Source organism: Pantoea sp. y20 (assembly GCF_054903455.1).
The window spans coordinates 487,444-503,204 of sequence record NZ_JBUBNJ010000002.1; the positions used below are offsets into that span (position 1 = coordinate 487,444).

Below are 15,761 nucleotides of genomic sequence, written 5' to 3' on the forward strand. Positions count from 1 at the left end.
CGATAACTGGCAACGGTTATCGGCTTTTTTTCGCTTCTGCACCTGAATTCAGTTCGCGCACATAATCCAGAAACGCCTGTAGCGGCGCCGGAATCAACCGGCGATCGTTGTAATAGAGCCAAAGGCCAGAGAAGCTTTGCCACCAATCCGGCAGAATCGGCTGCAGGCTGCCATCACTCAGCGCCGGTCTAATCCAATCCTCAAATAAGTAGACCACGCCGCAGCCAGCGATTGCCGCTTCTACCGTCAAGTCCATCGCCGCGCCGATACTGCAAATCAGCGGACCTTTCGGCTGCAAGCGCACGGTTTCCTCGCCGCAGGTAAATTCCCATTCAGCAATCACGCCAGTCGCATAGCGTCCGTGTAAACAGCGATGCTGCACTAAGTCGCGCGGATGCTGTGGTTTACCGAATTGCGCCAGATACGCGGGAGATGCCGCCAGGGCAAAGCGCTGGGTGCGCGGACCGATTGGCAGCGCCACCATGTCTTGCTCCAGATGATCGTCATAACGAATGCCGGCATCACAACTATCGCGGAACACATCCTGCACATTACTTTCCGCCACCACTTCCAGCTGGATATCGGGATAGCGCTTTAGAAATCCCGGCACAATCGCCGGTAACACAATGCGCGCGGCGCTCACCGGCACGTTTAAGCGCAAGGTGCCGCCCGGCGTATCGCGGAACATGTTCAACGCATCCAGCGCCGCATCCACTTCGTTCATCGCCGGAAGCAGGCGCGACATCAGCACCCTGCCAGCTTCAGTTAACGCCACAGTGCGCGTGGTGCGATTAAACAACCGCACGCCAAGTTGCTTTTCGGCACGCCGCACCGCATCGCTCAAGCGCGACGGATTACTGCCGATCATGCGCGCCGCCTCACGAAAACCGCCCGCTTTGGCCACCGCCACCACCGCGTGCAGCAAGGCGATATCCAATGCCATTGTTCGCTACCTCGTACACTGTGTCCTGATTTGTACGGATAGTTGCACAGCTTTTTGGCGATTACAATCTAACCACACACTGACGAAGGAGCTTTCCATGTCTCATCCAGCATTGACTTACACCCTTGGCGACCGCCAGGTCGCACGACTCGGTTACGGTGCCATGCAGTTAGCCGGTCCCGGCGTGTTTGGTCCGCCGAAAGATGAAGCGCGTGCTTTGCAGGTGCTGCGCGATGCGGTCGCAGCAGGCGTGAATCACATTGATACCAGCGACTTCTACGGTCCGCATATCACCAATCAGCTGATCAAAAAAGCGTTACACCCTTACGCCGACGATCTGGTTATCGTCACCAAAGTAGGCGCGCGCCGCAACGATAAAGGCGGCTGGTTACCGGCATTCACGCCGGAAGCACTGACGCAAGCGGTGGAAGATAACCTGCGCAATCTTGGGCTTGATGTGATGGAAGTGGTTAATCTGCGTTCGATGCTGGACGTGCACGGACCGAAAGAGGGTTCGCTGGAGCCGCAGGTTGAAGCGATGATCAAGCTAAAAGAGCGCGGGCTGGTTCGACACATTGGTCTGAGCAACGTGACGGCTAAACAGGTGGCCGATGCCCAGGCGATGACGCCGATCGCCTGCGTGCAAAATCTCTATAATCTGGCCAATCGTCAGGATGAGGCGCTGCTCGACCAACTGGCAGCGCAAGGCATTCCTTATGTGCCGTTTTTCCCACTCGGCGGATTTTCACCGCTGCAGTCGGATCAGCTGAGCGAGGTAGCGATTGAGCTCAATGCTACGCCGCTGCAGGTGGCGCTGGCGTGGCTGCTGCAGCGTTCGCCCAATATTCTGCTGATTCCGGGCACGTCATCGCCGGAGCACCTGAAGCAGAACCTGGCGAGTAGCGAAGTGACACTTACGCCAGAAATTGTGCAGCGGCTAAATACCATCGGCCAGCGATAGAGCACCCTTCGTAGCGGCGCCATTTATTGCGCGTGTTTTGCCCATATACATTGCGCAACAAGTTGCGCCGCTACAGATTATTCACTGTTTAAATGATTTTTGCCTCGACCAGACAACCTTTGAGAATACCAAACGCATCCTGACACTGCCGCTCATCGACGCAGGCAAAACCCAACAGCAGGCCGCGCCGCTCCTGCGGATGCATATAATATTGCGACAACGGCCGCACCTTAACGCCGCGCCGTAGCGCCAGCGCGGCGATCGCCACATCGTCGCAGCCGGTTGGCAAATTCATTACCAGGTGCAATCCCGCCTCATGATTCACTACCGGCAGAAAATCGGCGCCCACATAACGCTCAATCAGGCTCACCATAAAGCGCCGCCGCTGGCTGTAGAGCTTGCGCATGCGGCGAATGTGCGACATGTAATGCCCTTTTTGGATGAACTCTGCCAGCGCGCGCTGCACCAGCAAATGCCCGCCGCGATAGAGTTCCGCCGCCGCCACGCGCAGCGGCTGCGCCAGCGCTTTTGGCACCACCAGATAACCGAGACGCAGCGCCGGATAAAGCGTCTTGCTAAAAGTGCCCATATAAATCACCGGCGCATCCGGCTCAAAGCCTTGCAACGACGGGAACGGCTGGCCGGAGAAGCGAAACTCGCTGTCGTAATCATCTTCCACCAGCCAGGTTTTGTGTTTGCGCGCCAGATCGAGCAGCTGCTTGCGCCGCTCCAGGCTGAGATGCACGCCCAGCGGATATTGATGTGACGGTGTCACGAAAATCATCTTCGGTGCACGACTGCGCGGTGGCAAATCGGGGGTCATTCCCTGCTCATCCACTGCAATGGCGTTGATTTTCAGTCCGTTAATGCGCAGCAGATTGCGCGTCCCCCAATAACCAGGCTCTTCGATCCACACCTGATCGCCGGGATCGCATAACACGCGCGAAACCAAATCCACCGCCTGATGAATCCCTTCAGTAATGATGATTTGATCGGCATCGGCGCGTACCGAACGCGCCACGCTCAGGTACTCCGCCAGAGCAGCACGCAGCTGTGCACAGCCGCCGTTGCTGCTGTAGATCAGCCGTTCGATATCCGGTTCACGGTTCAGACGCGCCTGAATCTGGCTGAAGAGTTTATGCGGGAACTGCGTGACATCCGGCGCGCCAGGCACAAAAGCGCCCCACTGATATGGCGAGGCATTGGCATGGCCGAGCAGCGAAGCGCCGCGTTTGGAAATCGCCGCCGGTTTCGCGCTTAACGTTTCGATCGGCGCCACGTTGCGCGGCGTGTTCAGCGATCCCTCCGGCAAATTTTCTGCAATCCATGTTCCGCTGCCGGTACGCGCCGTGACGTAGCCTTGTGCCATCAAATTCTCATACACGTTCAACACCGTGTTGCGCGACACCGACAGCTCGCGCGCCAAATCGCGCGTGGCGGGCAAGCGCGTGGCGCGCGGGAAAATGCCTTCTGCGATAGCGGCTTGCATACAGCTCAGCAAACGCTGCTGCAACGTCCCTTCCGGCATAAACTGCATGCGCTCTAATACATGATCGGCGTACAAACTTCGCAATTGGCTCCCCTCTTTTCACTGAAAGTGGCTCTGGCAAGATAACTCAGCGCAGGCATAAATAAGCGTGTTTGTCGTGATTTGTAAAGACGCTTATCGCTAAGGAAAGGTTATGGAAGGTAAAAACAGCCAGTTGCAGCAACGTAAAGATGATGCCCTGCCACGCGGCACCGGCAATCTTTGTCAGTGGTATGTAGAGCACGCGGAGAACGCCACGCTGCGCGATGGTGAAGGCAACAGCTGGATCGACTTCGCTGGCGGCATCGCGGTGCTGAACACCGGGCATCGCCATCCGCGCATCGTGCAGGCGATTGCCGATCAGTTAGAGAAATTTACCCATACCGCATTCCAGGTGACGCCGTATGAGAGCTATGTGGCGCTGGCGGAACGCCTCAATCGCGTGGTGCCGATTGCCGGTAAAGCCAAGACCGCGTTCTTCTCCACCGGCGCTGAAGCGGTAGAAAACGCGGTAAAAGTAGCGCGTGCGGCTACGCGTCGCCACGGCATCATCACCTTCGGTAACGCCTTCCACGGTCGTACTTTTATGACCATGGCGATGACCGGCAAAGTGGCCCCTTACAAACGCGACTTCGGTCCGATGCCCGCGTCGGTGTGGCACGCGCGCTATCCCAACGGCGTCACCGGCATCAGCGTTGATGATGCGCTGGCCAGCTTGCAGGATATTTTCACGCAGGACATCGCGCCACAGGATGTTGCGGCCATCGTGCTGGAGCCAATTCAGGGCGAAGGCGGCTTCCACGTCGCGCCGCCTGAATTCTTCAACCGCCTGCGGTCGCTGGCCGATGAGCACGGCATTCTGCTGATTGCCGATGAAGTACAAACCGGCTTTGCCCGCACCGGCAAATTGTTCGCGATGGATCACTATACGGTGAAACCGGATCTCATCACCATGGCGAAAAGCCTCGCGGGCGGCATGCCGTTATCGGCGGTCAGCGGCCGGGCCGAGATTATGGATGCGCCGGGTCCAGGCGGCCTGGGCGGCACCTACGCTGGCAATCCGCTGGCGATTGCCTCGGCGCATGCGGTGCTGGACGTGATCGCCGACGAGAAGCTGTGCGAACGTGCGCAACAACTCGGTACTCAGTTAACCGATTTCCTGCACAGCGCACGCAGCCAGTGTTCCTCCATCACCGACATTCGCGGCCTTGGCTCGATGATTGCGGTGGAGTTCGCCAGCGCGCAAACCGCGCAAACCATCCAGCAACACGCGATGGCGCGTGGGCTGCTGCTGCTTACTTGTGGCCCGCAGGGCAATGTCATCCGCTTCCTCTATCCGCTCACCATTCCTGATGCGCAGTTCGGCCAGGCGCTGGAGATCCTCAGCAGTGTGCTGAGTCAACACGCCGATTCGTAACAATCTACCCAGCTCGCGCGGCGGGCTGGGCTTCTCACCTGTTGTAACCCGGCTGCGCGTCGCGCGGCCTGAGAGACGCTTTGGAGAAACATTGATGAGTTCACAGAATGCCGATGTACTGGCGCAAGGCCTGAAGCCGCGCCATGTACGGATGTTATCGATTGGCGGCGTAATTGGTGCCGGATTGTTTGTTGGCTCTGGCCATGCGATCGCCGAAGCCGGTCCGGCGGTACTGCTGGCCTACATCGCCGCGGGCGCGTTGGTGGTGCTGATTATGCGCATGCTGGCAGAAATGGCGGTGGCGTCACCGGATTCCGGCTCTTTCTCCACCTACGCCGACAAATCGCTGGGCCGCTGGGCCGGCTTCACCATCGGTTGGCTTTATTGGTGGTTCTGGGTGTTAGTGATCCCGCTGGAAGCCAACGCCGCTGGCACCATTCTGCATTCGTGGTTTCCGCAGGTTCCGGTGTGGGAATACACGCTGGCGATCACCACGTTCCTGACCATCAGCAACCTATTCAGCGTCAAAAACTATGGCGAGTTTGAATTCTGGTTCGCCCTGCTGAAAGTGGTGGCGATTGTGGCATTCCTCTGCGCGGGAAGTTTAGCGGTATTCGGTTTGATGCCGGGCAGCAGCACGCAGGGAATTTCACATCTCTATGACACGCAAGGCTTTATGCCTAACGGCATCGGCGCGGTGCTGGCGGCCATTCTGACCACTATGTTCTCATTTATGGGCACCGAGATTGTCACCATTGCCGCCGCCGAATCGCGCGAGCCGAAGAAACAAATCACCCAAGCCACCAACTCGGTGATCTGGCGCATCGCGCTGTTCTATCTGCTGTCGATCTTCATCGTGGTAGCGCTGGTGCCGTGGAATACGCCGTCGCTGATGAAAGCCGGTTCTTACCAGACAGCGATGCAGATGATGAACGTGCCTTACGCTAAGCAGATCGTTGATGTGGTGGTATTGATTGCGGTGTGTAGCTGTCTCAATTCTGCGCTGTATACCGCATCGCGCATGATCTATTCGCTTTCACGTCGTGAAGATGCGCCTGCCGTCGCGTCGCGCACTACACGCAGCGGCACGCCGTGGGTAGCGGTGTTGCTCTCCACGGCGGCGGCCTTCCTCGCGGTGATCGCTAACTATCTGGCGCCGAGCGCAGTATTTGAGTTCCTGCTCGCCAGTTCCGGCGCCATCGCGTTGCTGGTGTATCTGGTGATCGCCGCGTCTCATCTGGTGCTGCGTAAAAAGCGCGAAGCGCGCGGTGAAATCCTCAGCTATCGCATGTGGCTATTCCCTGGCCTGACGTGGGCGACGATGGTGTTCATCGTTGGCGTGTTGGTTGCCATGCTTTTCAACCAACAACACCGTCCAGAGATTATCGCCACCGGCCTGTTGACGCTGGGTGTCGTCGCCGCCAGCCGTATTGTGCATCGCAAACGCGTGGCGCGGAAAAACGAGGAGATGGTGGCGTTACGTTCGTAACGCATGACTTCCAGGCAAGGATGCCGCGGAACTTAGTCGTACTGCACGTCGATGCTGATGGCTTCTTCCTGCACGTTGAGGTTTATCGCGCATTTACGCCACACCGGCAGACCGTTGGTCATATTGTTATCCACGAAGTACTGCTGAAAATCTTTCAGCGCCTCCGAGAGATCGCCTATCGCGCGCGCATCGGGTTCAAACCAATCCGGTTCACCGTTTTCATCGATGTAATCGAACTGAAACTGCCCGCCATCATCGTCCGCAAACAGTTCAGCCTGAACGATCAATTCCCGCGCACCTTGCGGGCCACAGCTAAAGATGATCTGGCCGATACGGCGATAAAGGTCTTCGTATTGCATAGGTTTTGGGTTCCTCAAATAAATTTACTGCGTGCAACTCATTGCGACGCTACAAAATCCCGTACTTATCCGTAGCGGCGCGATTCATCGTGCAAACCATGACACCATTATTGACTTTAGTTCGCATGATAAGAGAATGAGGCTCTTCGAACAGAAAGTTGCAAAAAAGAGAGTTTATCATAGCCTGTTCACATCGTTTTCCCTGGGTTAACACCTATAAAAAATCCGCTGCGCTGGTCGCCATTGCTGTCGCCCTCTCACTGGCCAGTTGCTCCTCGCCGCCACCGAAATCGCTGGTCACGCCGTTGCCGACGGTCACCAAACCGCCAATGCCGACTAAACCAGCGCTGAGCAAAGAACCGGTACGCGGCGTGTGGCTCACCACCGTTTCACGCCTCGACTGGCCGCCAATCAATTCCGTGAATGCCAGCCCGGCCAACCGCATCCACCAGCAGCAACAGGCGTTGACCGATAAGCTAGATAAACTGAAAAGCCTCGGCATCAATACGGTATTTTTCCAGGTAAAGCCGGATGGCACCGCGCTGTGGCGCTCCAGCATCTTGCCGTGGTCAGATATGCTCACCGGCAGGATTGGTGAAGATCCCGGCTACGATCCGCTGAAATTTATGCTGGATGAGGCGCACAAACGCGGCATGAAGGTGCACGCGTGGTTCAACCCATATCGCGTCTCGACCAACGTCAAACCTTCCACGGTTAACGCGCTGAATAATACGCTTGCGCTGCAACCGGCCAGCGTATTTGTGCTGCATCGCGACTGGATCCGCACCGCCAGCGACCGCTTCGTGCTCGATCCCGGCATTCCCGCCGCACGCGACTGGATCACCAGCATCGTTGCGGAAGTGGTGTCGCACTATCCGATCGACGGCGTGCAGTTCGATGACTATTTCTATACTGAAACGTCCGGTTCAACCCTCAACGACAGCGCCACGTTCCGCCAGTATGGTCAGGGTTTTGCATCGAAAGCTGACTGGCGGCGCAACAATACGCTGCTGTTAATTGAGCAGGTGTCGCGCACCATCAAGCAACTGAACCCGAACGTAGAATTTGGCGTCAGCCCGGCAGGCGTGTGGCGCAATCTGTCGCATGATGCGGCGGGCTCCGACACGCGTGGCGCGGCCGCCTACGACGAAGCCTACGCCGATACGCGTCGCTGGGTGCAAATGGGACTGCTGGATTACATCGCGCCGCAGCTTTACTGGCCGTTTGCGCGCCAGGCCGCCCGTTACGACGTGTTAGCCCACTGGTGGGCGGACGTGGTGAAGCCAACGCATACGCGGCTCTATATCGGTGTGGCGCTGTACAAAATCGGCGAAGCGTCGAAAAGCGAACCTGACTGGACGGTGAATGGCGGCGTGCCGGAGTTGAAAAAACAACTCGATCTCAACGAGTCGCTACCGCAAATTAACGGCACCATTTTGTTCCGCGAAAATTACCTTAATCAGCCACAAACCCAGGATGCGGTGAATTATTTGCGCAGCCGTTGGGGCGATTAACATTATCGTAAGGTCGCCATCCATGGCGTAATGCTTGTCAGTTAAGCAAGCATTTGCTTTGAACAGGTAGCGGGCGCTGACACATCTGCTGCGTCACGCGCCTTTAGCAAATGTGTCCTTTTCAAAAACACGCACAGAAGTTTAAGCAGGCCGGGGCCACTTTTGGGCAGGCAATCCGCAGCGCTGAACGCAGCGAGGAAGCCAGGAGAGCCCGCAGGACGCGGGCGAAAGGCGGAGCCGGGACAGGACGTCCCGTCTCCGCCGGTCCGTCAGGCAGACGAGCAAAGTGAAGGTACCGCGCTAGCGGCGCGAGGACCGCCGGACCAAAAATGGTACCGGTCTGCGCACTCGTCGTCGGCTTAACTGACGAGCATTACGCCATTCATGGCGACCGATTACGCCAGCAACTCCTCACTCTGCATCAGTGCAAAAAACGACTCCAGCTCGCGCAACATCATCGAAGCGGCAATCGAAAGCTGGCGCTGCGGCGCAACACACAGCGAAAAGGTAAATGGCTTCAGCACCGTATCGATCAGCGGAATAAACTTCAGTTCACCGCGCCGATACTCATCAACGATATCCAGCCAGCACATCAGGCTTATCCCCACATCATCACGCACCAGTGAACGCAGCATATGAATGTTATTGGTGCGCGCCACTTCGTTGATCTTAATGCCCGAACTGTTGATCAGCGCTTCCAGCGGATCGGCCAGCATCAGCGGCGCGGCGGGCACGATAAATGGCCAGGATTCGCAGTGGCTGAAACGGATCGATTCCAGATTGGCCAGCGGATGTTGACTGCTCACCACAATACCCAGACGTAAATCGGCAAACGACTTCACCAGCAACTCGCGCGAACTTTGCGGATTAAGCATGATGCCGAAATCCGCATCGCCCGAGGTCAGCGCATTGGCGATGTGGATGTTGCTCATGGTGGTCAGCGTGAAGGAGATGCCGGGATAGTCACTGCGAATGCGCTGCAAAATCGATGAAAAAAAGCCGCGATTAATCGCATCAATGGTGGCGATATGTACATGGCCGTGACGTAATCCGCGCAAATCATCCAGCTGCGTGCAGACGCGGCCAAAATCCCGCTGCCAGTTTTTCGCCGCATTCAGCAGGATCTCACCCGCTGCGGTCATACGTAATCCTGATGGATGACGCTCAAACAGCGGCATATCCAGCTGTTCCTCCACGCGCAGGATCTGCCGATCAATTGAGGATGCCGAGACGTGCAGCACCTCAGAAGCCTTGCGCAGCGAACCCTGGCGGGCCACCTCAGTGAAATAGAGCAGAAATCGGGAGAAGGCGAACATAAAGGGTGCTCTCTTTTTTGCAACGCATCATGCGAATTAAACAGATGGACGCTTACACATGGGCAAAATAATAATCGCTGCCATGATAAAAACAAGGGTTTGCGCGGCCTCGCAGCTGATGACATCCCTATTCAGGCAGAAAGATGATGAAATCCACTCCTCTCGCCGTCACCGTCATCGCAAAGCAGTTCAACGGTGCAGGCAATGTGTTACTGACGCTGGCGAATCGCAGCGGGCAGCCGCTGCCTGCTTTCACGCCCGGCGCGCACATTGATGTCATTATTCCTGACGGCGGTAAACGCCAGTATTCACTCTGCTCTGCGCCAGCCGAGTATTATGAAATCTGCGTACGTCTGGATGAGTGTTCAACCGGCGGATCGCGCTGGCTGCATCAGCAGTTAACCACCGGCGATAAGCTAGAGATATCCGCGCCACGTAACCACTTTCCGCTGCCGCACGCGCCGCGCACGCTGCTGTTTGCCGCCGGCATCGGCCTGACGCCGCTGTTGGTGATGGCCGAAGCACTGGCGGCGCGTCAGGCGGATTTCACCCTGCACCTTTACCTGAAACGCGCCGACCAACTGGCTTTCAGCCAACGTCTGAGCAAACTCGGCGCGCGCGCCGTCATTCACTACAGCAGCGAAGGCGACAGCCTGCGCCAGCGCATTCCCGAAGCTCTCACCCAGCCAGACAACGCTGCGCTGGTGTTCTGCGGCCCGGCGGGTTTTATGCATCATCTGCAGCAGCTGGCGTTGCAACATGGCTGGGACGAAGCACAGCTGCACAGCGAGCGCTTCCAATCCACATCTTCGCTGATGGCTGGCGCTGCCTTCGAAGTGCAGCTCGCCTCCTCCGGCGCACGCTTTGCCGTGGGCGAGCAACAAACCATCGCTGAAGTACTTGAAGAAGCAGGGATTGAGATTGAACTCTCCTGCGAACAAGGCATGTGCGGCGCCTGCATCACCGGCGTGTTGGCGGGCGAGCCGGATCACCGTGATGATGTGCTGAGCCAGCAAGAGCGTGCGGCTAACGATTGCATCGTGCTGTGCTGTTCACGTGCGCGTTCACCTTTATTGGTACTGGATCTATGAGCGGCTATCCGGGTGCGACCGGCGCACGTTTACCCCGCTGGCTGCTGCCAGAAAACTGGCCTGAAGCCAACAATCAACCGCAGCTGGCGACCTTACATTTCCACGCCGCGGGCCTGCAATTCGAACCCGACCATGCAGCAGCACCCGCTGATTATCTGCCGCTTCACGGCGCGCTGGTGCTGCCCGCGTTTATCGAACCGCACGCGCATCTGGATAAAACCTTCACTATTCAACGCAGCCCGGCGCAACAGCCCGGTTTGCTGGCCGCGATTGCTGCCATGCATCAGGACCGCGTGCACTGGAACACAGCAGATCTGCAGCAGCGCGCTACGCAGGCGCTGCGCTGGGCGGTAGAAGCTGGCGTCGGTTTGCTGCGCACCCACATCGACTGGTTCTCCGTTGATGCACCATTAGCGTGGCAAGTGATTGGCGATCTGCACCATCCGCTGTGCAGCATCGAGCGCGTGGCCCTCGCGCCACTCACCTTCTTTGCCGACGCCAGCGATGCGCAGCATATTGCCGCGCAGGTCGCGACCAGCGGTCCGGGCGCGCTGTTGGGCGGTTTTATTCACAGCAGCAACTGGGATGCGCAGGCGTTTCAGCATCTGATGCAGGCCGCCGAACTGTGGCAGCTGGATATCGATCTGCATATTGATGAAGAACTTAACGTCGAGGCGCAGGGATTGCGCTGGCTGGCGCACTATTTGCAGCAGCATCCGTTTAGCGGCGCGATCACCTGCAGCCACAGCTGCGCGCTGTCGCAGCAGGACGATGCGCAACAGATTCTTGCCGTGCTGGCGCAACACAATGTGACATTGATTGCGCTGCCGCTCACCAATCTGCTGTTGCAGGACGCGGTGCCCGGCCGCACGCCGCGTTTGCGCGGTTTAACGCTGGTGAAAGAGGCGCAGGCGCTGGGCATTCCGCTGCTGCTCGGCGCTGACAACGTGCAGGACGCGTTCTGTCCGTTTGGCAGTTACGATCCGCTCGATACGCTGTTTAGCGGTTTGCTGAGCCTGCAACTCGGCGCGGCGTTTGATCAGGTCTCCGCGCTGATCTGCCAACGCCGCGCGCTGCTGGCCAATGATTTGGTGATTTTTCCGCATGCCGATGTGGCGAGCTGGCCGTTGCGTCAACGTCAGCGCTATCGGCTGAAAAGGGGTGTGCGTTATGGAGAAACAACAGATGGCGCTTGATGCAGGAGCGGGAAAACCGCTGGCGAAATATGCCGCGTGGCGACGCGCGGGTGACTTCATTTTCCTCTCCGGCATTATTCCGGTGAACCCACAAACTGCCACCATTGTGCGCGGCTACGACGACATTCCCGCAGCGGCGCAACAGCTGCTTGGCCGCACCGGCGAATTCTCCACCGACATTAAAGAGGGGCCGATTCTGGCGCAGAGCTGGTACGTGCTGGAGAGCATCCGCGCCACCATCGAAAGCGCCGGCGGCCAGATGAGTGATGTCTTCAAACTGGTGCAGTACTTCCGCAATCTCGACCATTTTCCCCACTACAGCCGAGTACGTAAGCAATTTTTTCCCGATGCGCCGCCGGTTTCTACCGTGGTGCAGGTGAGCGAGATGCTGCCGAGTCCGGACGTCTTAATTGAAGTTGAAGCCACGGCGTGGTTGCCGCAATAACACGAGGAGTTCAAATGTTGCATGGTTATATTCCGGCAAACCGCTTTTTGCCGTACCTGAGCTGGACCGACATCGCCACGCTGGAAAATAAAGCCAACACCGTGATCGTGTTGCCGACCGGCGCGATTGAGCAGCACGGCCCGCATTTGCCGTGCGCGGTGGATAGCGTGATCGCCTCCGGCGTGGTCGGCCATGCGCTGGCGCGCTTACCCGCGGAAATCCCGGCTTACGCCATTCCGCCGATCACCTACGGCAAATCGGATGAGCATCTGCATTTTCCCGGCACGCTAACGCTGACCGGCGAAACCCTGCTGCACACCATTCTGGAGATTGGCGAATCACTCTATCGCGCCGGTTTCCGCAAGTTCCTGATGGTTAACGGCCACGGCGGCCAGCCACAGCCGTTACAGATGGCGGCGCGCGAACTGCGTCTGCGCCACGGCGACATGATCATCATCATGCAAGACACCTTTAAAGTGCCGAACTGTGCGGAAAGCTTTATGGACGACAAAGAGCGGCAGATGGCGATGCACGCGGGACATGCCGAAACCGCGCTGATGCTGGCGCTGGCGCCCGATACCGTGCAGATGGATAAAGCAGTGGCTAATTATCCGCCGGCATTCCCCTGCCCGACGCTTTCGACCAACAAACCGATGGCGGCGTGGGCCTCCTACGATTTCGGCCCAAGCGGCGTGATTGGCGATCCTCTGCCCTCCACGCCCGAGCAAGGTGCAGCCATTCTCGATTCACTGGCAGAAAGCTGGGCGCAGGTGATTACCGAAGTGCACCAGATGACATGGGTAACCCGCGCCGAACCGGCGTGGGGCACCGGCCAGTGGCAAGGCAAAGTATTAGATCACCACGACGCAGCCGCCTTTTTACCACCTCGCTAGGGAATAATGATGAAAAAGACATTGAGCACTGTTGCCGCGCTTGCGCTGGCACTCTCGGCCCCGAGCATGGCGGCGGAGAAATTCACCTTTATGACCAACTGGTATGCGCAGGCCGAACACGGCGGCTTCTATCAGGCGCAGGCGCAGAATCTGTATCGCGATGCCGGCCTTGATGTCACCATCAAGATGGGCGGTCCGCAGGTGCATACCATGCAGCTGATGGCGGCCGGTCAGGCCGACTGCATCATCAGCGATAACATGCAGGCGCTGGAAATCTGGCAGCAAGGCGTGCAGGCGATGCCAGTTGCCACCACCTTCCAGCACTCGGCAATTGCCTTTATCACCCATCCGGATGTGAAAAACCAGGCCGATTTGCAGGGCAAAACCTTCCTGCTGGCGGCGGAAGCCTACACCTCATATTGGCCGTGGGCGCAGAGCGCGCTGAAGCTGAAAAATGCCCGCGTGCGTCCTTACACCTTCAGCATTCAGCCGTTCCTCGCCGATAAAAATCTGGTGCAGCAAGGCTATATCACCTCTGAACCGTTTGCGGTGCAAAAAGCCAATGCGCAGGCCAATGTTTACCCGATCAGCGATTGGGGTTATCCGCCGTACGGCAACAGCATCGTGTGCATGAAATCGACCATCGAGAAACGGCCGGCTGCGGTGGCGGCGTTTGTGAAAGCGTCGATGCAGGGCTGGAAAAACTATCTGCAAGATCCAAGCGCCGGTAACGTGCTGATCAAGAAAGAGAACCCGCAGATGAGCGATGAACAGATCGCTTTCGGCATTGCGCAGATGAAGAAATACCAGATGCTGACCGGCGGCGATGCGCAAACCGGCGGCATCGGCATCATGACCGAAGCGCGCCTCAAGCAAACCTGGCAGCTGCTGGTCGATACCAAGCTGATCGATGCGGCCAAAGTGCCGTTTGACGGCAGCTACACGCTGAAATTCATCCAAGACGTCAAGGTTCTGCCATGAATAGCGCCAGCCATCTAACGCTGCTGCATCCCGATGCGCAAGCGGTGCCGCGTTCTGCGGCGCCACCGGCGATTGAGGTGCTGTCAGCGGAGAAAATTTATCCCAACGGTACGCGCGCACTGCTGCCGGTCGATCTCACTATTCGTCAGGGCGAATTTGTCTCGCTGCTCGGCCCGTCCGGCTGCGGCAAAAGCACCTTGCTGAAAATGATCGCCGGGCTGATTGAGCCCACCGATGGCAAGTTAATGCTGTTTCGCCGCGATCGGCGCGAAAATCAGCGCGATCTGCCGCTGTCGTTTGTGTTTCAGGAAGCGACGCTGATGCCGTGGAGCAACGTGCACAAAAACGTGCGTCTTCCGCTCGATTTGGCAGGCGTGCCGCGTGCCGAAGCGGACACCCGCGTGCGCGAAATCCTCGAGCTGGTCGGTCTCGGCCAGTTTGGTCACGTATTGCCGCGCGAGCTTTCCGGCGGCATGCAGATGCGCGTGTCGATAGCGCGCGGCCTGGTCACGCGCCCGAAGGTGCTGCTGATGGATGAGCCGTTTGGCGCGCTGGACGAGATCACCCGTAACAAGCTGGACAGCGATCTGCTGCATTTGTGGCAGGAGCAGAAGCTGACGGTGGTGTTTGTCACCCACTCAATTCAGGAAGCGGTATTTCTGTCGCAGCGGGTGATTATGATGGCGGCGCGCCCCGGACGCGTGGTAGATGACATCCGCATTGAAACCACGTTGCCGCGCGACGATGAGTTCCGCGTCAGCCAGGATTTCACGCATTATGCGCAACAGCTGCAACGCGGCCTGCTGGCGGCGAGCAAGGAGAGTCAATGATGAAACCCTTAGCGTCCCATCGACAATTTCAGCAGTGGCTGTTCCCCGCCATCGTCGCGGTCGCCATGCTGCTGTTGTGGCAGTTTCTGGTCACCACCTTCAAGGTGCCGGTATTTCTGGTGCCCTCGCCGCTAGTGGTGGCGCAAAGTCTGGTGCAGAACTTCCCGACGCTATTTATGTCATTGCTCTACACCCTGAAAATCACCGTTATCTCTTTTGCGGTGGCGATTGTGATTGGTTCGATTGTGGCGTTTCTGCTGGTGCAAAATCGTTTTATTGAGACCGCCCTTTTTCCCTATATCGTGTTCTTGCAGGTGACGCCGATTGTCGCTATCGCACCGCTGATCATCATCTGGGTGAAAGACACCACGCTATCGCTGGTGGTGTGCGCCACCTTAATGGCGGTGTTTCCAATAATCTCCAATACCACGCAAGGTCTGCGCAGCGTGTCGCCAGGATTGCTGAGCTATTTCCGCCTTAATCATGCGTCACGCATGCAGATTCTGCTGCGCCTGCGTATTCCTTCGGCGCTGCCGTACTTCTTCGGCGCGCTGCGCATCTCCAGCGGCTTGTCGCTGATTGGCGCGGTGGTGGCAGAGTTTGTCGCTGGCACCGGCGGCACCGATACCGGGCTGGCGTACCAGATTTTGCAGGCCGGTTATCAGCTCAATATCCCGCTGATGTTTGCCGCGCTGCTGCTGATTTCACTGGCAGGCTTCCTGCTGTTCGCGCTGATGTCGTGGCTAACGCGCCGCGTGCTGGCGGCATGGCATGAGAGTGAATTGAGCCCCAGTTAAG

General features: G+C 57.9%; 15 protein-coding genes. 11 read left to right on the forward strand and 4 right to left on the reverse strand.

Features of this window, described 5'->3' with window-relative positions:
- Nucleotides 1-16: 16 nt before the first annotated feature.
- Nucleotides 17-943, reverse strand: a complete 927-nt coding sequence (locus ACYAC5_RS22090) for a LysR family transcriptional regulator (protein WP_280173098.1) — start codon at nt 941-943, stop codon at nt 17-19.
- A 97-nt stretch (nt 944-1,040) separates the two neighbouring features.
- On the opposite strand from ACYAC5_RS22090, the gene ACYAC5_RS22095 reads away from it, so the two are divergent.
- Nucleotides 1,041-1,904, forward strand: a complete 864-nt coding sequence (locus ACYAC5_RS22095; RefSeq protein ID WP_192412930.1) for an aldo/keto reductase family oxidoreductase — start codon at nt 1,041-1,043, stop codon at nt 1,902-1,904.
- Nucleotides 1,905-1,992: 88 nt separating this feature from the next.
- Here ACYAC5_RS22095 and pdxR read toward each other — a convergent pair whose 3' ends face one another.
- Nucleotides 1,993-3,477, reverse strand: a complete 1,485-nt coding sequence (gene pdxR / locus ACYAC5_RS22100; RefSeq protein WP_280173097.1) for a MocR-like pyridoxine biosynthesis transcription factor PdxR — start codon at nt 3,475-3,477, stop codon at nt 1,993-1,995.
- A gap of 109 nt (nt 3,478-3,586) precedes the next feature.
- On the opposite strand from pdxR, the gene gabT reads away from it, so the two are divergent.
- Nucleotides 3,587-4,849: a 4-aminobutyrate--2-oxoglutarate transaminase gene (gene gabT / locus ACYAC5_RS22105; RefSeq protein ID WP_309837639.1), complete on the forward strand. Its 1,263-nt coding sequence runs from the start codon at nt 3,587-3,589 to the stop codon at nt 4,847-4,849.
- Nucleotides 4,850-4,943: 94 nt separating this feature from the next.
- Nucleotides 4,944-6,338, forward strand: a complete 1,395-nt coding sequence (gene gabP / locus ACYAC5_RS22110; protein WP_101761447.1) for a GABA permease — start codon at nt 4,944-4,946, stop codon at nt 6,336-6,338.
- 32 nt (nt 6,339-6,370) lie between these two features.
- On the opposite strand, the gene ACYAC5_RS22115 is transcribed toward gabP, so the two are convergent.
- A complete protein-coding gene (locus tag ACYAC5_RS22115) occupies nt 6,371-6,697 on the reverse strand; it encodes a hypothetical protein (protein WP_101761446.1) in 327 nt (108 codons plus the stop codon).
- A 176-nt stretch (nt 6,698-6,873) separates the two neighbouring features.
- Here ACYAC5_RS22115 and ACYAC5_RS22120 point away from each other — a divergent pair, with 176 nt between their 5' ends.
- Nucleotides 6,874-8,211 (forward strand): glycoside hydrolase family 10 protein, encoded by a 1,338-nt coding sequence (locus ACYAC5_RS22120; RefSeq protein WP_462063417.1) that lies wholly within the window; start codon nt 6,874-6,876, stop codon nt 8,209-8,211.
- 395 nt (nt 8,212-8,606) lie between these two features.
- Here the strand turns inward: ACYAC5_RS22120 and ACYAC5_RS22125 are convergent, their stop codons facing one another.
- On the reverse strand, nt 8,607-9,527 hold the full coding sequence (locus ACYAC5_RS22125; RefSeq protein WP_462063067.1) for a LysR family transcriptional regulator: 921 nt from the start codon (nt 9,525-9,527) through the stop codon (nt 8,607-8,609).
- A 143-nt stretch (nt 9,528-9,670) separates the two neighbouring features.
- Here ACYAC5_RS22125 and ACYAC5_RS22130 point away from each other — a divergent pair, with 143 nt between their 5' ends.
- From ACYAC5_RS22130 to ACYAC5_RS22160, 7 genes are read left to right on the forward strand one after another with little or no spacing between them, the layout of a single operon-like run.
- Entirely contained in the window at nt 9,671-10,618 is a 948-nt protein-coding gene (locus ACYAC5_RS22130) for a PDR/VanB family oxidoreductase (protein ID WP_462063069.1), read from the forward strand.
- Nucleotides 10,615-11,814: an amidohydrolase family protein gene (locus tag ACYAC5_RS22135; RefSeq protein ID WP_280173094.1), complete on the forward strand. Its 1,200-nt coding sequence runs from the start codon at nt 10,615-10,617 to the stop codon at nt 11,812-11,814. Before ACYAC5_RS22130 ends, ACYAC5_RS22135 begins: the two co-directional genes overlap by 4 nt.
- A complete protein-coding gene (locus tag ACYAC5_RS22140; RefSeq protein ID WP_192235591.1) occupies nt 11,804-12,259 on the forward strand; it encodes a RidA family protein in 456 nt (151 codons plus the stop codon). The genes ACYAC5_RS22135 and ACYAC5_RS22140 overlap by 11 nt, the downstream gene beginning before the upstream one ends.
- Before the next feature lie 14 nt (nt 12,260-12,273).
- Nucleotides 12,274-13,152: a creatininase family protein gene (locus ACYAC5_RS22145; protein ID WP_354466558.1), complete on the forward strand. Its 879-nt coding sequence runs from the start codon at nt 12,274-12,276 to the stop codon at nt 13,150-13,152.
- 9 nt (nt 13,153-13,161) lie between these two features.
- Complete coding sequence (locus tag ACYAC5_RS22150) at nt 13,162-14,133, forward strand: ABC transporter substrate-binding protein (protein WP_462063071.1); 972 nt, start codon at nt 13,162-13,164, stop codon at nt 14,131-14,133.
- Nucleotides 14,130-14,963, forward strand: coding sequence for an ABC transporter ATP-binding protein (locus tag ACYAC5_RS22155; protein ID WP_462063072.1), 834 nt, complete (start codon nt 14,130-14,132; stop codon nt 14,961-14,963). The genes ACYAC5_RS22150 and ACYAC5_RS22155 overlap by 4 nt, the downstream gene beginning before the upstream one ends.
- Entirely contained in the window at nt 14,960-15,760 is an 801-nt protein-coding gene (locus ACYAC5_RS22160; protein ID WP_101761439.1) for an ABC transporter permease, read from the forward strand. Before ACYAC5_RS22155 ends, ACYAC5_RS22160 begins: the two co-directional genes overlap by 4 nt.
- Nucleotide 15,761 lies beyond the last annotated feature (1 nt).